An 18,610-nucleotide genomic window follows, 5' to 3' on the forward strand; every position below is an offset into this window, starting at 1 on the left:
GAAAGATGAAGATACATCAAATCATATTCAACCCCACGGGAGGAACTCAACGAGTGAGCGAAATCCTACTCTTTCTGCTTCTCACCTTTTTCCTGGCTTACATCCAGACTACAGAGGCGAAAAGTCAATCCCCATGTCTTTCATATGGGGCAAGCATTATGAATGGAGAATTATGTTGCGGTCATCAGGAGGATAGTGCTTTTGCCATGCATAGCGTCATGAAATTTCCACAGGCTTTATACGTAGCAGACTACTTGCACAAGAAAGGACTGACACTGAGCGACTCTGTTCTTGTGCACAAGGACAGTCTGGACGCTGAGACATGGTCGCCTATGCTTTCAAAATTTGAAGGTATGCGTTATTTCACGTTTGCTGAGTTAATAGAATGGTCATTGAAACAGAGCGACAATAATGCGTGCGACCTTTTGTTTGCATCATGCGGACAGCCGGATGCAGTAGAGAAATATATCCATACGCTTGGATTCAAAGACATCCATGTGCAACTGACGGAGAAGGAGATGAAAAAGAATCCTCATAGAGCCATAGAAAACTCAGCCACTCCAAAAGAAATGGCAAGGCTCTTGGAGTGGTTTTATCTTCATAGGGATGACAACAAGAATCTCTCCTTTATCTGGGATACAATGGCTGATTGTAATACGGGTCAGCAACGCATAGCAGCAGTCTTGCCCAAAGACGGCAAACTGATTCACAAGACAGGTTCTGGTTTTCCTTCTTCTGACGGAAGACAAGATAGAAACGATGTTGGGATCGTTCTGTTGCCCGACGGTTCTCACTTATCAATTGCCATCTTCTTCCCAAAGTCAAAAGAGGAGAAAGAGGTGGCAGAGGTAGCAGAACAATGTTTGATGCGCATCCAGGCAGATGGATTTCTACGTAACATGCCGTCAGACCTACAACACAAACAGACATTGGCTATACTCAGAGCTATAGATGGAGATAACAAAGAGTTGACAGCTGTCCGCAATGCCCGGAATGCTCCACCCAAGTATTCTGACCATGTGGAAACAAAGATGATTACCCCAATCATGCGCCTTTATGAGCCCAAGGGAAGTCAAGACCAACGCCTTCCAGTCTTGTTGTATCTGCATGGAGGAGGCTGGACTTTTGGGAGCATCAATAGTTGTGGAAGATTCTGTGATGCCCTGGCTGCATCGGGCAAGATGAGAGTTATAGCTCTTGACTATCGTTTGGCTCCAGAGCACCCTTATCCTGAAGGACTGGACGATTGTATCTCTGCCGTCAATTACATCATCGACCATGCTGCAGAGCTGCATATTGATGCCAACCACATCACCATTGGCGGTGACAGTTCTGGAGGCAACCTTGCCCTGGCCACAGCTTTGTCAGAAACATGCCGCGGCAAAATAGAATCCTTGCTTCTGTTCTACCCTGTGACAAAGGCTTTTGACGATGGTTCGGAATCATGGAAGCAATATGGTAAAGGATTTGGTTTGGATGCCGAAATCATGGAAGCTTTCAATCGGGCGTACACCATCAATGCAGACAATCGCTGTTCCGCCATCAGCGTAGGCCTGTGTAGTGATGAAATGTTGAATATGCTTCCGAGAACTTTTCTCATAGCTGCAGAAAGGGATATTCTGCGCGATCAAGGATTGAATCTTGCAGAAAGAATGTGCGGACAGATACAGAGGATAGAATATAAAGGAGCCGTACATCTTTTCATCACAGTTCCCGGGCAGGATACGGCATTTGACAGAGCAGTCAAAGATGCCATTGGATTTATCTGTAACAAATAATAAAACAATTCTCTGTCACTGAAATGCGTTTCAACAATATTGTTACTTCTCCTTGTAAAGAACGTAACTGGGCATATATAAATTTTCTTCAGGTTGGAAAGCATATTGTTATGCCATCCTTCAATATCGAGGAAGACAATATAGCGTATCAGTATGTCAAAAATGCCTTTCCTGATTGTCATATACATCTGTTAGAAATGACGGAAATAGCAAAAGAAGGAGGAGCTTTGCATTGTATCAGTTGGAACATTCAAAGATGAGGACTGATTTAACACAACAATAATGACCGCACCGAGTATTGAATCATCTACACGAGAAGAGCGTTTGGATTATGTTCTGAATGAATGGAAATGCTTACACAACTGTGAGTTGTGCGGCAAATGCCATGTTCTTAAAGGCCGATGCGAAGAATTGCTCTATGCCGACTATATAGACGGCAAGCGGTCGTATATGGATATAACATTGGAAATAAGAAGCAACAGATGAGTCTATGACACTAGATACAACCTATAATAATAACACATTAAATCGTTAAAACGATGGACGCAAAAGAAAAAGTATTAGGAACAATGAAAGAGGCAGGACAGCCTCTTAACGCAGGTAAAATCGCAGAGCTCAGCGGTCTCGACCGCAAAGAGGTAGATGCAGCCATGAAGCAGCTGAAGGCAGAGGGCGCAATCGTCTCTCCTGTTCGTTGCAAATGGGCACCTGCAGAGTGATGGTACAGGACTCGACAACATATTATGTATGGATAGGCGGGTCATGTGACTACGGTCATAAAGAACCGACGCACGAAGCAAGAGCAGAATCCCAAGCTCGCTTGGGTTATGCCTTGCAAGAAGGAGGAAGACGAAAGTCAACGTGCTGGTGGTACATGACATGGCAACATAAGCATCAAGGAAATCGCAAGGATATGCGAGACATATCATCTTAACAATCATTAGTATTATGACCGAGGACAACCGTACATATATAGCCATCGACCTGAAATCGTTCTTCGCTTCCGTGGAATGCGTAGAGCGAGGTCTCGATCCGCTCACCACCAATCTTGTTGTGGCAGACGTGAGCAGGACAGAGAAGACCATCTGTCTGGCTGTTTCCCCTGCCCTCAAAGCCTACGGCATTGGAGGAAGGGCACGACTGTTTGAGGTTATGCAGCGGTTGCGTGAAGTCAACAATGAGCGAAGGTACAAGAGCCCTTTCTGTCGCCTGACTGGAAAGTCGTGGAAGGACGAGGAACTCAAAGTTCACGAAGATTGGGAAGTTGACTACATTGCTGCCCCTCCTCACATGGCCAAATACATTGAATACAGCACACGTATCTATCAGATATACCTGAAATACGTCGCTCCAGAGGATATTTACGTTTATTCCATCGACGAGGTCTTTATGGACGTAACGGCTTACCTTGACACATACAGGATGACGGCACATGAACTTGCCATGACCATGATACGTGATGTCCTGAAGAATACCGGGATAACGGCTACTGCCGGCATCGGCACAAACCTTTACCTCTGCAAGATAGCCATGGACATCATGGCAAAGAAGGCTCCTGCTGACAAGGACGGTGTGCGCATTGCGGAACTCAATGAGATGAGTTACCGGGAACAGCTTTGGGACTATACCCCCATCACAAAGTTCTGGCGTGTGGGCAAAGGCATAGCAGAGAAACTTGCTCAGTATGGTATGTACACCATGGGCGATGTGGCTCTCTGTTCCGTAGAGCGTGAGGGACTGCTTTACAAACTCTTTGGTGTGAATGCGGAACTCCTTATCGACCATGCCTGGGGATGGGAACCTGTCACGATGGACTATGTGAAAGCCTATCGACCTGAGACCAATTCGCTGAGCAGCGGACAGGTGCTAACAGGACCCTACACATTCCAGAAAGCAAGGGTCGTTGCCCAGGAGATGGCGGATGCCGTTGCTCTCGACCTTGTGAGCAAACGGCTCGTTACAGACCAACTGGTGCTGACAGTAGGCTATGACATAGAGTCTTTGACGAACCCTGACATTCGTGACAACTACCATGGCGATGTCACAACAGACCACTATGGCCGCCAAGTGCCGAAGCACGCTCATGGGACAGCCAACTTAGACAAGTTCACTTCATCTACCAGACAGATTATGAAGGCTGTGGCATCCCTCTACGACCGGATTGTCAACCCCAACCTGCTGATACGTCGCCTGACACTAACAACCAACCATGTCATCAGTGAAGAGAGTGCCAGAACAACGAACTCCACTCCCATACAGTTAGACCTGTTCACCGACTATGAAGCATTGGAGGCACAACATAAAGCCGAGGAAGAAGCACAGGCTAAAGAGCGAAGGATGCAGGAGACATTATTGAGTATCAAGAGCAAGTTCGGCAAGAACTCCATACTCAGGGGACTGAACCTTGAAGAAGGGGCTACAGCCATAGAACGCAACAAACAGATAGGAGGACACAAAGCATGACGGATAAATACGCCCATATCATTGACTTGCCCCACCACGTATCAAAGGTCAGACCACAAATGACCATGTACCAGCGTGCAGCTCAGTTTGCCCCATTTGCGGCTCTAACAGGGCATAGTGCAGCCATCAGTGAAACGGCAAGACTGACAGACAAGGTGATAGAACTCTCTGAGAATGAGTGTGAAGTGCTCAACCAGAAAATCACATTACTTTTAGCGAACCTCGACGAACATCCGAATGTCTGCATTACATACTTTGTTCCTGACTTGCAGAAGGAAGGTGGCAAATATGAGACACATTCGGGTTCCATCAAGTCCTGGGATGAGTACGAACAAAGGATTACCTTCGACGACGACACGCAAGTCAAGGCAAATGAAATCATTGACATAAAAGGGGAATTGTTCGACAACAGAGCATTTTGAATGTCCATCACCGATTGAAGTGTAGCCACATAATGCACCTGTAGGAGCATCCAATAAGGCTGCCACTACAATTCTTAGTCATTACATGTAGAACTATGACTATCTATCCCGTCTGAAATCATTGCGCTCGTCCCCATGCCACCATGCTCCTAAGAAAGCGAACAGCACGCGGAAGACAACGACAATGACAACAATATCAAATATCTCATTCATAAGCGTTCTAATATAAGTTTGTAACAGAAATACCCATCTCTCTTGCCTTTCTTATGGTGTAATAAGTTCCTCCTCTTTCCCTACCATCATAATAGGCAATAATCTGTGCTGCATTGCATACCATAAACTCATCCCTGTCAAGGAAACACCTCGGATAATAATGTTCCGACAATACAATCACCTCGTCTGCTTTTTCTATAAGTTCATCGTAACACCTCCTGTCATGTGGTTTGAACCTGCCAGCCTGTCCTCTGAAAGGTATTGCGGCGGTGAGCACCATTCCTGGGTGAGAGAGCTTCAGAGACTGTACGGTCTGAGCTGCCATAAGGTCTATGCCTGTGGCAAATCCCGAAATGAAGTTTCGGATGCCATTGTCGTATGCTTCGACAATGGCTCGTGACAGACGTTGCCTGATAATCTCTTTTCGTGAGAAGTCATAGTAACGATGTCCTGTGAAGGCTGCTGATTTAGCCCTGTCAAATGAGTTGTTGTTTCTTTTTTTCATTGCTGTACATATTTATATGATGTCTTGCCGAGGAATATGCCATCTGTAACATGCGCCCCAACCTGTTCTAATTGATTACTATAAGCACAAAAGGAAGAGCCGGTTGTCACCACATCGTCCCAAATGCAGACTATCTTATTCTTGAAGAAATCTGCATCCACCTCAATGTTCATACCCTCCTGTAATCTCTTCATGCGTAATTCTTTCTTTATTTTTGTTCCATGAACGGCAGTACGTTCCCCTTTTACTCTTACATGTGAAAAACCATCAATGGCACCCGATAGCCTGCATACAAGTTCGGAGAAATACTTGTTGCGAGCCTCGTTTCGTTCCTGGCTGCTTGCAGGAACACAAGAGAAGACTACCTTGCCTATCTTGCGTCCATACTTCTTCACCAACATCTTTGCAACACATTTGGCTACTTCTGCATGGTTGTGACCATCCTTGAAGTCATAGATGATTTGTCTGTCAAAAACAGCATCAAACCCAATGTTTTTTATTCTTGCAGGATAGTAACGTAAGAAACTGCTTAGGTTCTTGTCTTCTTGTCCTTTGATGTAAACCTTGACCATGTTCATTGTTCTTCTGATTTTTATTTCCCTCTCGTTAAATCCTTTCGGACTGTGATTGGGAAGATTTTCTGCATTCAGAAGTGCGGTCAAGGCAATCAGACAAGTCTGCCGTGAAGAATACTCTTTTTCTGTGAAAAAGGAAGATTGTCCACGAAGCACGACTTGCCATTTTGCATTGAACAGTGGTAACTTCGCAGAAAATTCTCCCTAATCACCCGTCCGACAGGAAGTAAAGAGCATCTTTACGTGAACCCTACATGATAGGACTTGCCAAGATAGTAAAAGAGGATGTACTGCTTTTCGCTCTTTGTTAGTCATTCGGGGTCTTATAAGTTTAGATACCACTCATTGATGTTCCACACCTCAATGTCATAATTCGTCTCATAGCCTTGGGTCTGGTAGGCAATTTCAAGTTCCTTACGGAGTATGCGCCTTGCTTCTGCTTTCAGCACACGTTTTGAGGTTTGTTCTATCTCGTCCTTGTCGAAGAACTCTTCCAACTCTATGCGATGGTTCTTCACAATGGCATTCACTGCCGCCCATTTGCTTGTGAAAACGCCTGCACACTTTCGATGGCTCATGCTATGCCATGCATCGGTTTCATAAACTACAAATATTTGTCTCATAATACTTTGTGATTATTAGGAATAGGCAGCATTGTAGCCACCTATCCCTAAAGTGAATTACTATCCAATCTCTGAAATGATGAAGTCAATATGACCAGCAAAGATGTCATCTGCCTTAATCTCATGCTCATTGCCTCGGTCGTTCTTCTCATCACCAATGAAAGTGATGTCTCCGTCTTTATCCATTCTGACAGCAAGGATAACCACGTCACAAGGCTCATCATAGTCGTATGCGGCTACGATGGGACATTCTCCCTCAAAGTGCCACTCATAGCCATCATCCACCTTTTCACCATGAAGTCGAAGTGCGGTTGCAAGTTCTTCCTGCTCTCTGTTTTTCACTTCCTGCACACTGTCATAGATGGTAAAGTCTTTGAGCCTTGCGTGACGTGATGCATGCATAAACTCTCCGTTGGGTTGGCTGATGCTGTAATCATGGAATTGCACCGGCACAAAGTCAATGGGGGCTGCCATCCATGAAATGTTGTTAAGCGAATAATCATGCTCTGTCAAGAACTGCTCGATGTCCTCGTTTATCATGTGGTCGGGAACATTCAAAACTTCGATGCGAACATTTGCGCTGTCCATTACGATAATCTTCATAATCTTATGCGTTTATAGGGTTATATATTAGTCTTTGTCATAGAGCCGTGAGAGAAACGCCTGCAGTTCTGCGTCCTCAATCTCTGCAAGGGTGCAAGGCTTGAAATCCATGTCCTGCTCAATCCTCAAAGTGCCAAGTCCGTACTCGCTTGCATCATAGGTGATACTTGCCATTTCGGTTACAGACTGGTAGCCGTACTCCGTCTCTTGCAGTCCAGTAACGATGCCATAGAGCGTAAAGTCATTGCCTTCCTGCTGTCCTTCCATGATGTACCAGCGGATATTGCCAAGGTAAAACACAGCAATGCAGAGAGCATCCTTATGCTTGCCATCCTGTGAATAAAGAGGATAGTCTGCCAATCTCTTCTGCAACTCAGATGTTATCAGGCGGTTAGTCTTTGTTGCACACTCCTGGGTTCTTGCAGTGCTCGAACCTTGTTCGGCTCTGCTGCCATTGTTCTTTTGCATGTTCAAATCTGTTTTCATATCTCTAAGATTTTTTCTCCCTTTCGTTAAGTCCTTTCGGACAGGATTGGGAAGATTTTTCTGCTTTCAGAAGTGCGTACAAGACAATCATGCAAGTCTGACGTGAAGAATACTCTTTTTTGTAGAAAAAGGAAGATTGTTCACAAGGCACGACTTGCAAACTTGTTGAAGGACGCAATAACTTCGCAGAAAAATATTCCCGAAATCCTACGGACGACATGGAGGAACATTATAACTCAGAAAAGAAAACATAGTATCGCCAGAAAGGAAATCGGTTAAAACTGTATCGGGTGGGCTAATTCCAAATCATCTTGCTGTCAGTGGTGACAAAAGTGAAGTGTCATCAATACAAAGAGCCCACTTCAGAAAGAATGGAGCGTTTAGTTCCATCCTTACGGAAGTGGGCATGGATTGAAGACTTTTCACGTCACCACCTTTTGGGGAGTGTCTTCTGTTCATAGTCGTTAGATCTTGAATGGAAGACTCTCACCAAAATTGCAACATGGTTTGGGGTTGGTGTGGGGCGAAGCATTATAACAGCTGGGTGGGAATGTCCTTGCAGACACCAACAGCCAGTGCGACAATAATGAACTCTTCGTCTATCTTTGATGACAGAATGTTCATGTCGCACCTTTGATAGAGAGGCTTCCTGCCCATAGTCGATACGCTCGACCATGGAGCAAGGAAGTCTCTCCATCAAACTGTTAGTGTTTGCGGACATCGGTGTGGGCGAAGGTTAAGCTAAAGAAAGAATTATACGTTATAGCAGGGAAAGAAGTATATTGAAACGAGGACAGCCATCTTTTTATAAGTTGTAAGAAGGGAGGGGGCAATGAAGAATGCTGCTGTGAGCAAGAGCATCTTCTTGACGAATGGACATGCAGTATAGGCAAACTGATTAAGTGGGTAACGCTTGCGTCCCACCTACTCAGTTTGTTAGATACCGCATGTCGTTTCGTGATGCTCCTTCCTGCTGAGTGACCTGGCTTTACGTCATGCTCCGCTGACATAAATGAAAGGTCTTTCAGGTGGAACTCCAGTTGCTTCCTTCATGGTGTGGGGCGAAGCTGTAAAACATGTGGGTGGGAATGTCCTTGCAGACACCAACAGCCAGTGCGACAATAATGAACTCTTCGTCTATCTTTGATGACGGAATGTTCATGTCGTACCTTTGATAGAGAGGCTTCCTGCCCATAGTCGATACGCTCGACCATGGAGCAAAGGAAGTCTCTCCATCAAACTGTTAGTGTTTGCGGACATCGGTGTGGGCGAAGGTTAAGCTAAAGAAAGGATTATACGTTATAGCAGGGAAAGAAGCATGTTGAAACGAGGACAGCCATCTTTATATAAGCTGAAAGAAGGGAGGGTCAATGAAGAATGCAGCTGTGAGCAAGAGCATCTTCTTGACGAATGGACATGCAGTATAGGCAAACTGATTAAGTGGGTAACGCTTGCGTCCCACCTACTCAGTTTGTTAGGTACCGCATGCCGTTTCGTGATGCTCCTTCCTGCTGAGTGACCTGGCTTTACGTCATGCTCTGCTGATATAAATGAAAGGTCTCTCAGGTGGAACTCCAGTTGCATCCTTCATGGTGTGGGGCGAAGCTGTATCTTGGCAAATGAAAATACTCTGGAAAAAGAATAACTCATCGTTTTCGACGAGATAAGGATTATAAAGGTCTTACATAGAAGATTATACAGTTGTGTACATGTATTCACGTCCACATGAATACAACTACACAAAAGAATGATTGCCACCACCAGAACTGGAAAATCTGATAGTGGCAATCTTCATTATTTCAATAAACAAAGGAATAGTTCACGTTAAAACATAAATCAGACACCTTCATGGTGGTAATGACCATAGACCTATCCTCGGTGGTGAAACAGTATTGGTAGGAAGTTTCATCGGATGCAGATACGAGAGTGTAGTGTTTCTTCAGATAGTCTATTATCAGACGGCTGTTGGAGATAAGTTCCGTATCTATGACTGAATACAGGGTGCTGTCGCTTCGCAAGAAACTATAGAGAATAGCCTCGTTGCCATTACCCGTCTTATATGCCAACTGAAAACTATCAGCGGTCTTGTTCTCTGCCTCGAAATGGTAACGCATCATTGTACCACTCATGTAAGTTGTTACTTCATCCAAGGACGCACCTTTGATGTGATACGGCTCTACCCATACTTTGAGCTCGGATGATGGTTTTTCAGTTTCTTCGATAATGTCATTATCACCACAAGAGGTAAACACTGTTGCCACCAACAATGATAGGATGGCGGTTAGGAAATACTTTTTCATTGTCTTTTTATTTTATTGGTTACTAATATTTTGAACTATGTTCTCACGTCCACATATATATATGTATTCATGTCTATATGTATTCATGTCCACATGTGTACACGTCCACCTATATACATGGCTACATATCCACATGGCTACATCACCTCATGAATCTCTTTCGACCTGATTTTCTTCACCTTTCCATGCTTGGACTCATAAGCCTCTATACCTTGTTTCATGACATATTCCATGAAGGAACGGATAGTAAAGCCTTCTTTGTGGGCAATAGCTTGCACCTTGTCCACAAGGGCTTTTGAGCATATAAAGGAGAAGTGTCGCCAAGTGTCATCAGGCTTTTCCTTGGTTGTTGCTTTCGTAGATGGTGCTGGAGCATCATTCTCTGGTAAAGGAGCAGCCGGCTCTTCATACCTGTCCTGCGGCTTGATGGCAGCATTTCCCAAGATATTGCCAAGCAGGATGTCCATATTCTTCTTTCCCATGGTCTTTATTGATTACGTGAAATAATCTCCTCCGTCAACGCAAGGTAATCTTTGGCTCCATTGGAGTTAGGGTCGTACTCGAAGATGCTTTTTCCGCTTCCTGCCGACTCGGCGAGGGCTATGTTCTCACGGATTCGGGTCTTCATGGTGATGCTTTCGTAGCGAGACTTTACGGCTTGCTCAACCACCTTGTTCAGTTTTCGATGGTTGAAGCGGGCTATGAACACACCTCCCAGGCGAAGAGAGGGCTTCACTCTTTGGAGGTTGGTCACAAAAGCATCAAGCATCCTCATTCCTTTGAGCGGAAGCAGCTCAGGAGTCATTGGCACGATGATTTCATCGGCTGCAAGAAAGGCATTCGTGGTGACGATGCCCAATGAAGGTGGGCAGTCGATGAGGATGTATTCATAGTCCTGTCTGATTGGGTCAAGAAGCCTACTGAGCAGCTGTTCTCTTGCCAAGAGATTGGTCAGGGCAATCTCCGCACTCGCCATTTCAAGTGAAGATGGCACAAGGTCGAGATTTTCCCTAATATGCTTCACTGGCAATGGTGCTCCATCTACGAGAGCATCAAAGATGCTGGTCTCAATCTCATCTTCGTTAGGGATGAAATACAATGTGAGATTTGCCTGTCCATCGAGGTCGATGAGCAGGACTTTCTTTCCCATTTGCGCCATGCAAGCCCCGATAGAGGCTGTAGAAGTGGTCTTTGACACCCCTCCTTTGTGGTTGGCGAACGTAATGATTTTCTGTTTCATACTTATTTCCATTATGTATATATGTATAAATGTGTACAACTATACAAGTCCACAAGGCTACGTGGCTACTTGTATTAACGTGTACAAAGTTACTGACGTTACTTTGGTTAGCCTTGTCACTTCTCCTGACAGCCTTTATAGTCAGGAGAAGTGTTAGGTGGTCAGAGTATAAACACCTCGTCTCTGAGTACTGTCACCTCTGCACCATTGCTCACTTGTACAAGCAGTTCCTTTCCATAATCTTCAATGATTGTAGCAAAGCGGCAGCCTTTCCATGGGGTTCCCAGTTCGCAAGACTCTCCCAATAATTCTGATTCATATTCGTACATATTCTGTGTAGGTTTAATGCGAGAGCACAAGGCTTGCTCATGCTCTCGCTTGTTTCTTATTCAAAAGTGAAGACACGAATATAGAAGTAGGTTTCTTCATTCTCATACTCATACTCGTTGATGAAGTCAACCATCTGTTCCTCTGTGCGTTCTCCTTGTTCGATTCCGGTCTTTGATACCCATTCGTTGATAGCATCCTTCACCGTATCGTAAACGTCATCATAAGCGTCCTCAAATGGTTTGCCGTTTGAACTGACACAACACTCTTCGGGGAAAAAAGAGCCTTCATCATGGACGTAGTAAACTTCGCATCCACATTCACAAACTCGGTAACTGATAGAGAGTTCATCGTGTAGATGATGGTTTATCTCCTCAAAGAGTTCGGTGCACGCATCCCATGCGCTTTCTGTCTCAAACGAGAGAAGAGAATTCTCGTCATCTTCCTCATACTCTGCCCAATAGATATGCCCTCTGACGCTGATTTGCTTTGCTCCGTAGTCGATGCCATAGAAGTCTGCCAATTCGTTCAGCCATACATTCTTGGTGTTCACATTCATGCCCTGAAGGGTCTTCCAAAGGTCGCTCACAGCCTTGCGAGAACCTGTCACCTTGTAGGTGGTAGTTGCCTGATTTGCCATAACTGTCTATTTGTTTATTGTGAAATGTGGGCGGTAATGCACCGCCACACTATTAGTATTCTGCTATTACTGCGAATGTAGCATGATGTTCAAGCCATTCCCTTACGCATTCCATGTTATACTCGCTTGTGATGACTGCCGTTTGTTCGTCTATTGCGGTGAAACGTGTGCTTTCGTAATCGTCAATCCATTCTTTCAGATTGCCAACTCCCAAATAAGCCGCATCGTTAAAGACTTCATCTATTACTGCAATGGGCGAGTTGAACCTGACAATAAGTGTCATGTAAGAAGTAATCATCTTGTTCCCTCCTTCCTTTTCATCCATTCATCACGCTTCTTCCGGCACTCTTCAAGCGTTGCGCATACGCAAGAGAAGAGTTCTCCGTCCGCATGTCGGTAGTCATATTGTACAAGTGTACGTCTCTTTCTGCCTATGCCCGACTGATATTTCTCGTATTTCTCAGCACCTGCGATGGTGCAGGTGCTTACTCCATTGATAGTCATTTTCTGTTCCATATCTGAATTGATAGAATTGTTACCATTCTGTGTAATAACTCTGGTCATTGCTTTCGCATTCTTCTGCCCACTCTTCATCTGTGAAGTCACTATGTAAGCAATCCTCGCTGCAATAGTAGGCTACTCCCATATCCACACAATAGCCTTCACGCATGAGTTTGCCGCACTCAGAGCATCTACGGCAGGCTCTGTCAGTGTCCCACCAATAATCCACAAAGGACTCAGCAATTACGTCTTCGCTTGTGTTCTCGTCCCACTTGTCACGGTAGAAGTCCGCAAACTTGTTCAACTCATCCTTGCTGAAAAGTTCCTGGTCTGTGCCACTAACACCCTTGGTCAGTCGGCTCAAAATCGATTCTCTTGTCGTCATATTGATATTGTTTTTTCTCCCTTTCGTAGATCAACTACTTCGGGAATGGTTAAAAATTATGTTGCTTTCAGAAGGTGTTACGGCTATCTTGGCAAGGTTTTGATGCAAAATACTACCCGAAAGGTGTGGAGATTTTCCATCAAAGCGGGCAGCCTTGACCTTGCAGGAGATGAGACGTAACCATTACCTTCGCAACAGAATTTCTACCGATTCCCAGAAGTCGATGTATGGCAATCATTATAACAGGAACACCCATTCGGCAAAGAAAAGGAGATGCATAAAAAAAAGCGACCCGAAGGCCGCTCTTTGATGACGAGAAGGGTTATTTGCCCTTCTTTGTCTTGCTCTCCTGTGGAGCAGGAGTTTCTTCTTTCTCCACAGCTTCGTAGAACTTGGTTGCGACGAGAACCACACGGTTGTGCTTAACTCCATCGGCATCCTGCCATTCCTCAGGCTTGAAGTAGCCTTCTACCGTAAGGAGTGTTCCCTTTACAAGGCGGTCGAAGGAAGAGGTGTTCTCGTTTTTGCGCCATGCCTCTACATTCATGAAGGCTGATGTGCGGTTTGTTTCTTCGCCGTTCTTCTCAGTACGGCTGATGGCCAGTGAGAAACGTGCAACGCTTGCTGTTGAGAACTGATGGATGCTTGCATCCTTACCTACGAAACCGCTTACTACGAAAGAATTTTCAATCTTTTTCATAACTTTGATATTTTAGAAGTGAAACATTTATTTTTTACGTTGCTATCAGAGTTGGCAAGGAAAGCAGGCAAGCAAGGAATTACCGAATTATTTCACCTTGGCATAGAAAAGTTTTTTGGATGATGTCAGACGAAAAAGTTTTTGAAATAATTCAGGTAATAAGGCACTGGTACTTGATACAATGCGGCTTGCACTAACTTTGCGACGGAAAAAGTAAGTGTGTCTGCTTCGTCCAAAATAAGAAGTGGAGAAAAGTGCAGAAAATCAAATAGTCGGTGTTAGGTAAAGGAAACAGGTATCTATATCAGATAAACAAGCGATGCACAAACATCGTGTCCATAGCCGTTGAAGGATGGTCGGAAACTGAGCAACAGCATGAAGAGCTTGGGGATGCAAATACGATGAAAAGACGGAGAACGCACAAGGAAGGGAACATAAGGAAGGCACACCTGAGGATTAGGATGTCGAGAGTAAACGCAATGCGGTTCTCGCAATGATTCACAGAAGCTAAAGAAAGAAGTAATTCAGCAAGGAGAAAAAAGAAGGACTGACCCTGCCGTCAATGAGCAGCCATCGGGCTCAACTTATGGCATGTAAGTTTAAGTTTAGAATTACTCATGTATATATACATGTTCTCCAAACTCAAATGTTTTCATGGTTTCAAGTCTATTACCCATACTTTCGAATGTAAAAAAGACAGTTTTCCTTCAGTAGGGAGAAGGTATAAAAAAGAGCGACCGAAGCCGCTCTTTATGTAGTATCAATATGTAGATTTACCTGGCAAGGTATGTTTCAACCAGTGTATGCAGTTGTTCTATCGAGAGGTTGGAAGTTCCTGTTTCTTCAATCTCTGCATACGCTGCTTTGTTTTTTGATATAACAAACTTACGCTCTTTTCCTTGTATCTCGCAAAGAAGATGGAAATTGCCTTTGTAAGTTTGTTCTACACGTACATTCTCATATAGAATGCCATCAATATCAAATGATGGTGAACTGCTATCTGGCAAGAAGCCCCAATTTGCCAGATGGTTGTTCAAGCAAGTTTCAACAGCAGCTATCCATTGCTGACCTACACCACATTCTTCTGCGTATTTACGGAACTTACAGATAGCAGAAGCAACCTCTTTGATAATGGTTTCTGCCTTTCTGATACCATTATCTTTGGCGAGAGCAAGAGCATCTTCAAGGGTTTGACCTTGCAGCTTTCCTTGCATCATAAGGCAGTGCATAGTCTCTGGAAGGAAACCTCCGACATTGAAAATATAGGTCATATCATATGCTGGCGATAACTGCCAATGACCGTTTTCGTCCATTAGGAAAGAAAAGTTCTTATTGTGGTCATCGGTGTTGTTGGCAAGGATGTTGAACACCATCCTGCGAAATACCTCTTCCTGTGTGGATTCAGGAAGTCGCATCTTACGACATACCATCAGCAGTTTCTCGTAGCTGTCTGCCTCGGGGTATAAGGCAGCCAGTGTCTGCATGTGAAGCTTACGTTCCTCATCACGATCGAAACGATGCGTTATGAAGTGATTCTGTCCCTCAACTTCAATAAGTTCACATGGCATCATGTTGATACCAGCAGCTGTAGCCATTTTGTAATAAGCCATTTCAAGCTCAGCAGAAGAACGTGAAGGATCACCAAACTTAAGAATACAGTATTCAAACTCTTTTTGCCCAGCTATCTGTCCGCTTCTTATCTCACCTGTCTTTGGATTTATGGCAATGATGGCTTTAGGCTGTCTGCCACCTGCAGAGGTGCCAACAGCTATCAAGGATTGCATCGTCAAAGACTCATCTGGCATTATCTTTACGTTCTCACGCTCAGTGAATATCTTTTGAGCCAAGTCCGTCAAAGCTTTAAGATTGAGTTGTTCGGACTTCTTAATGCCAGATGATTCAGGGATAAACTCCAATGCTCCCATTCCTCGCTTGCCAATGAAAGAGAGAATTTCAAGAGGAGTGATTTCCTGGTTTCGGATGCCGCTCTGTATTCTCCAACATTCGAAGACTTGATTTCCCCAAGCATCAGGAAGCGAATCAGCAAGAAAAGGAGGCAATTTACGGTAAAGCTTCATTTCCTTATCTCCCATGATAGGACGACGGCTTGCAGGTGACTTGGTAGAAGCAATAAGAGGGAAAGGATCTAGTTCGCCACCGATAACAGCAGGATTGAACTCGAAGTACGAAATTCCTTTCCTGCCATCCCATGACAAACGACCGATTTCCTTGTCCCAGAGCATTATTTTAAGGGAGCTTGTTATCATGATTTCTTATGTCTAATTCGTTGAACCTTCTTTTCTGACTTGATGAGATATGCAGAATCTGGAAGTTCTGGCATCAGTTCGTCTAGAGTATTTATCTGGCCGATAGCCTTCATCAGCAATAGGAACGTACCAAGCGACATATTGCCTGACGTTCCGTTCTCAAACTTGTGAATGGTAGTAATGGTGATACCAGATTGCTCAGAGACATCCTTCTGCGTCATGTTACTACGCAGACGATAATCTTTGAATCTCGCTCCAAGCAGCTTTATCAATTCTGGTATGGAATATTCGTAATAGTCAGCCATAATGTCACACTTTTATTTTATACTTTGCTATAATTTATAGATTATATTATCGTCTATTTTATATTACGCTTATATTTACGACTGCAAAATTACGCAATGTTTTTGAAATAAATGCATAACGGCAAGGAAAATGTTGGATAAAGAGCAAATTTTATGGTTCTGTAAGGAAAAAGAGTGCCCAAAACACAAAAAAAAGCGACCCGATGGCCGCTCTTTGATGACGAGAAAGGTTATTAGCCCTTCTTTGTCTTGCTCTCCTGTTGAGCAGGAGTTTCTTCTTTCTCCACAGCTTCGTAGAACTTGGTTGCGACGAGAACCACACGGTTGTGCTTAACTCCATCGGCATCCTGCCATTCCTCAGGCTTGAAGTAGCCTTCTACCGTAAGGAGAGTTCCCTTTACAAGGCGGTCGAAGGAAGAGGTGTTCTCGTTTTTGCGCCATGCCTCTACATTCATGAAGGCTGATATGCGGTTTGTTTCCTCGCCATTCTTCTCAGTACGGCTGATGGCCAGTGAGAAACGTGCAACGCTTGCTGTTGAGAACTGATGGATGCTTGCATCCTTACCTACGAAACCGCTTACTACGAAAGAATTTTCAATCTTTTTCATAACTTTGATATTTTAGAAGTGAAACATTTATTTTTTACGTTGCTATCAGAGTTGGCAAGGAAAGCAGGCAAGCAAGGAATTACCGAGTTATTTCACCTTGGCACAGAAAAGTTTTTTGGATGATGTCAGACGAAAAAGTTTTTGAAATAATTCAGGTAATAAGGCACTGGTACTTGATACAATGCGGCTTGCACTAACTTTGCGACGGAAAAAGCAAGTGTGTCTGCTTCGTCCAAAATAAGAAGTGGAGAAAAGTGCAGAAAATCAAATAGTCGGTGTTAGATAAAGGAAACAGGTATCTATATCAGATAAACAAGCGATGCACAAACATCGTGTCCATAGCCGTTGAAGGATGGTCGGAAACTGAGCAACAGTATGAAGAGCTTGGGGATGCAAATAAGATGAAAAGACGGAGAACGCACAAGGAAGGGAACATAAGGAAGGCACACCTGAGGATTTGGATGTCGAGAGTAAACGCAATGCGGTTCTCGCAATGATTCACAGAAGCTAAAGAAAGAAGTAATTCAGCAAGGAGAAATAGAAGGACTGACCCTGCCGTCAATGAGCAGCCATCGGGCTCAACTTATGGCATGTAAGTTTAAGTTTAGAATTACTCATGTATATATACATGTTCTCTAAACTCAAATGTCATGACCTCAAATGGCTTAGAACAGGAACAGAGATTGAGTTTACAGGTTTATGGAAGCCATATATATGTATATGACGAAATAAACTTGTATGAATAGCTGATACTCCATTTTTTCTTTCTCTTTACTGAAGAAAGTTAAATTTTGAGGTGTTTTGACTGATTTCAGTATAAAAATGCCACAATGAAAAGTATTTGTGGTAATTTTGCATCATCATTAGAACAGGTAATATAGATTGCAACTCATACATCTTATCGGCAAGATGTCGAGCCAAGATAGAATTGCATTCTCCAAAAAGCATGAAAGCATATGCCAGAATGAACACATACAAGTTCTTCGAGGTGTTCATGTTGAACAACTGGATCTGCAGAACAAAGCAAGATTACGCTACGTTTTGATAAGAGCACATAGCAATATTGCGTTATTGAATGTTAAATATGTTAATTTTACAATCTGCAAAATTAGGTTCAAAATGAAAAGAAGAGAAAGCAAAATTTAGACAAATAGCTGATAATCAAGCTAAAATGTTTTCAAAAGGACAACGGCTCAACTATCGTCCTTTTAATACGTAAAACACTGATAATCAGATGTGTTGAAAATCTGCGTGGGAAAGTAGAAAATGTTAATTAGAAGACATCTCCCCAATGGAAGGTCAAATCATGACAAAATAGCAAAACCGCTGATATTCAAAGGATTAACAGGAAAGTACAGAGAGTGTGACCAACGGCTCAATTACCGACCGTTATACACTATATACGCTGATAGTCAGAGTGTTACACGCTCTGTATTGACAAGTGGTTGGACAATCACGATGTATGCCGAAAGCTGCGTATCAGTCCGAGGACATTGCAGACGCTTCGTGATAACGGAACGCTTGCATTCAGTAAGATTGGTAACAAGACCTACTATCGTCCCGAAGATGTTGAACGCATTATCAGGATTGTGGAAGATAGACGCAAGGAAGCCAAATGGCGAGGTAGAACCATTTGACCAACTGTAATGAGTAAAGTAACAATGATAAA

The 18,610-nt window shown here is 43.8% G+C and carries 26 protein-coding genes and 1 pseudogene; 9 read left to right on the top strand and 18 right to left on the bottom strand.

The genetic code is table 11. The annotated features are described in order from the left end of the window. Nucleotides 1-5: 5 nt before the first annotated feature. The 7 genes from ACYIAR_RS02045 to ACYIAR_RS02075 are packed head-to-tail and all read left to right on the top strand — an operon-like array spanning nt 6 to nt 4,663. Nucleotides 6-1,778 carry an alpha/beta hydrolase fold domain-containing protein gene (locus ACYIAR_RS02045; RefSeq protein ID WP_480331782.1) on the top strand — a complete coding sequence of 591 codons (1,773 nt, stop codon included), beginning with the start codon at nt 6-8 and terminating at the stop codon, nt 1,776-1,778. Between the two features lie 23 nt (nt 1,779-1,801). Beyond that, entirely contained in the window at nt 1,802-2,038 is a 237-nt protein-coding gene (locus ACYIAR_RS02050) for an agmatine deiminase family protein (protein WP_287074318.1), read from the top strand. A gap of 22 nt (nt 2,039-2,060) precedes the next feature. Next, the gene (locus ACYIAR_RS02055; protein ID WP_480331784.1) at nt 2,061-2,264 is read left to right on the top strand and encodes a hypothetical protein; all 204 of its coding nucleotides are present in this window, start codon (nt 2,061-2,063) and stop codon (nt 2,262-2,264) included. A gap of 53 nt (nt 2,265-2,317) precedes the next feature. Further along, on the top strand, nt 2,318-2,497 hold the full coding sequence (locus ACYIAR_RS02060; RefSeq protein WP_287074315.1) for a transcriptional regulator: 180 nt from the start codon (nt 2,318-2,320) through the stop codon (nt 2,495-2,497). Further along, nucleotides 2,497-2,712: a hypothetical protein gene (locus tag ACYIAR_RS02065; protein WP_480331786.1), complete on the top strand. Its 216-nt coding sequence runs from the start codon at nt 2,497-2,499 to the stop codon at nt 2,710-2,712. The genes ACYIAR_RS02060 and ACYIAR_RS02065 overlap by 1 nt, the downstream gene beginning before the upstream one ends. 14 nt (nt 2,713-2,726) lie before the next feature. Then, nucleotides 2,727-4,241, top strand: coding sequence for a Y-family DNA polymerase (locus ACYIAR_RS02070; protein ID WP_480331788.1), 1,515 nt, complete (start codon nt 2,727-2,729; stop codon nt 4,239-4,241). Beyond that, nucleotides 4,238-4,663 (top strand): YolD-like family protein, encoded by a 426-nt coding sequence (locus ACYIAR_RS02075; protein WP_480331790.1) that lies wholly within the window; start codon nt 4,238-4,240, stop codon nt 4,661-4,663. Before ACYIAR_RS02070 ends, ACYIAR_RS02075 begins: the two co-directional genes overlap by 4 nt. A gap of 220 nt (nt 4,664-4,883) precedes the next feature. On the opposite strand, the gene ACYIAR_RS02080 is transcribed toward ACYIAR_RS02075, so the two are convergent. The 6 genes from ACYIAR_RS02080 to ACYIAR_RS02105 all read right to left on the bottom strand — a co-directional run bounded on the left by ACYIAR_RS02080 (nt 4,884) and on the right by ACYIAR_RS02105 (nt 8,127). Further along, nucleotides 4,884-5,381 (bottom strand): SLOG family protein, encoded by a 498-nt coding sequence (locus ACYIAR_RS02080; RefSeq protein ID WP_278967694.1) that lies wholly within the window; start codon nt 5,379-5,381, stop codon nt 4,884-4,886. Beyond that, entirely contained in the window at nt 5,378-6,112 is a 735-nt protein-coding gene (locus ACYIAR_RS02085; RefSeq protein ID WP_480331793.1) for a ribonucleotide-diphosphate reductase subunit alpha, read from the bottom strand. Before ACYIAR_RS02085 ends, ACYIAR_RS02080 begins: the two co-directional genes overlap by 4 nt. Before the next feature lie 167 nt (nt 6,113-6,279). Then, nucleotides 6,280-6,579: a hypothetical protein gene (locus tag ACYIAR_RS02090; protein ID WP_480331795.1), complete on the bottom strand. Its 300-nt coding sequence runs from the start codon at nt 6,577-6,579 to the stop codon at nt 6,280-6,282. Between the two features lie 60 nt (nt 6,580-6,639). Continuing rightward, nucleotides 6,640-7,182 carry a hypothetical protein gene (locus tag ACYIAR_RS02095; RefSeq protein WP_027324303.1) on the bottom strand — a complete coding sequence of 181 codons (543 nt, stop codon included), beginning with the start codon at nt 7,180-7,182 and terminating at the stop codon, nt 6,640-6,642. A 27-nt stretch (nt 7,183-7,209) separates the two neighbouring features. After that, entirely contained in the window at nt 7,210-7,668 is a 459-nt protein-coding gene (locus ACYIAR_RS02100; RefSeq protein ID WP_480331797.1) for a DUF2958 domain-containing protein, read from the bottom strand. Between the two features lie 306 nt (nt 7,669-7,974). After that, complete coding sequence (locus ACYIAR_RS02105) at nt 7,975-8,127, bottom strand: hypothetical protein (protein WP_480331798.1); 153 nt, start codon at nt 8,125-8,127, stop codon at nt 7,975-7,977. Between the two features lie 553 nt (nt 8,128-8,680). Between ACYIAR_RS02105 and ACYIAR_RS02110 the strand changes: the two genes are divergently transcribed. Further along, a complete protein-coding gene (locus ACYIAR_RS02110) occupies nt 8,681-8,815 on the top strand; it encodes a hypothetical protein (protein WP_480331800.1) in 135 nt (44 codons plus the stop codon). 652 nt (nt 8,816-9,467) lie between these two features. Here the strand turns inward: ACYIAR_RS02110 and ACYIAR_RS02115 are convergent. From ACYIAR_RS02115 to ACYIAR_RS02170, 12 genes are all read right to left on the bottom strand, one after another. Beyond that, nucleotides 9,468-9,968, bottom strand: coding sequence for a hypothetical protein (locus ACYIAR_RS02115; RefSeq protein WP_480331802.1), 501 nt, complete (start codon nt 9,966-9,968; stop codon nt 9,468-9,470). Between the two features lie 137 nt (nt 9,969-10,105). Next, nucleotides 10,106-10,450: a hypothetical protein gene (locus tag ACYIAR_RS02120; protein ID WP_480331804.1), complete on the bottom strand. Its 345-nt coding sequence runs from the start codon at nt 10,448-10,450 to the stop codon at nt 10,106-10,108. Between the two features lie 5 nt (nt 10,451-10,455). After that, nucleotides 10,456-11,208 carry a ParA family protein gene (locus ACYIAR_RS02125; RefSeq protein WP_094378785.1) on the bottom strand — a complete coding sequence of 251 codons (753 nt, stop codon included), beginning with the start codon at nt 11,206-11,208 and terminating at the stop codon, nt 10,456-10,458. A gap of 161 nt (nt 11,209-11,369) precedes the next feature. Then, the gene (locus ACYIAR_RS02130; protein ID WP_144007540.1) at nt 11,370-11,537 is read right to left on the bottom strand and encodes a ribonuclease P; all 168 of its coding nucleotides are present in this window, start codon (nt 11,535-11,537) and stop codon (nt 11,370-11,372) included. 56 nt (nt 11,538-11,593) lie between these two features. Next, on the bottom strand, nt 11,594-12,175 hold the full coding sequence (locus ACYIAR_RS02135) for a hypothetical protein (RefSeq protein WP_480331807.1): 582 nt from the start codon (nt 12,173-12,175) through the stop codon (nt 11,594-11,596). 52 nt (nt 12,176-12,227) lie between these two features. Continuing rightward, nucleotides 12,228-12,473, bottom strand: coding sequence for a DUF6956 domain-containing protein (locus tag ACYIAR_RS02140; protein WP_480333526.1), 246 nt, complete (start codon nt 12,471-12,473; stop codon nt 12,228-12,230). Then, the gene (locus tag ACYIAR_RS02145) at nt 12,470-12,691 is read right to left on the bottom strand and encodes a DUF3873 domain-containing protein (RefSeq protein WP_027326082.1); all 222 of its coding nucleotides are present in this window, start codon (nt 12,689-12,691) and stop codon (nt 12,470-12,472) included. The genes ACYIAR_RS02140 and ACYIAR_RS02145 overlap by 4 nt, the downstream gene beginning before the upstream one ends. Nucleotides 12,692-12,710: 19 nt before the next feature. Further along, nucleotides 12,711-13,061 (bottom strand): hypothetical protein, encoded by a 351-nt coding sequence (locus tag ACYIAR_RS02150; RefSeq protein ID WP_094378792.1) that lies wholly within the window; start codon nt 13,059-13,061, stop codon nt 12,711-12,713. A 322-nt stretch (nt 13,062-13,383) separates the two neighbouring features. Then, on the bottom strand, nt 13,384-13,761 hold the full coding sequence (locus ACYIAR_RS02155; RefSeq protein WP_027326084.1) for a single-stranded DNA-binding protein: 378 nt from the start codon (nt 13,759-13,761) through the stop codon (nt 13,384-13,386). Nucleotides 13,762-14,534: 773 nt separating this feature from the next. Further along, nucleotides 14,535-16,004, bottom strand: coding sequence for a type II toxin-antitoxin system HipA family toxin (locus tag ACYIAR_RS02160; RefSeq protein ID WP_252345005.1), 1,470 nt, complete (start codon nt 16,002-16,004; stop codon nt 14,535-14,537). Nucleotides 16,005-16,024: 20 nt separating this feature from the next. After that, a complete protein-coding gene (locus tag ACYIAR_RS02165; protein WP_094383297.1) occupies nt 16,025-16,333 on the bottom strand; it encodes a helix-turn-helix domain-containing protein in 309 nt (102 codons plus the stop codon). 233 nt (nt 16,334-16,566) lie between these two features. After that, nucleotides 16,567-16,941: a single-stranded DNA-binding protein gene (locus tag ACYIAR_RS02170; protein ID WP_480331811.1), complete on the bottom strand. Its 375-nt coding sequence runs from the start codon at nt 16,939-16,941 to the stop codon at nt 16,567-16,569. Between the two features lie 1,439 nt (nt 16,942-18,380). Here ACYIAR_RS02170 and ACYIAR_RS02175 point away from each other — a divergent pair. Continuing rightward, nucleotides 18,381-18,578, top strand: a pseudogene (locus tag ACYIAR_RS02175) (helix-turn-helix domain-containing protein); the annotation flags it as partial. Nucleotides 18,579-18,610 lie beyond the last annotated feature (32 nt).

This window comes from Parabacteroides sp. KHUB-01 (genome assembly GCF_056640935.1).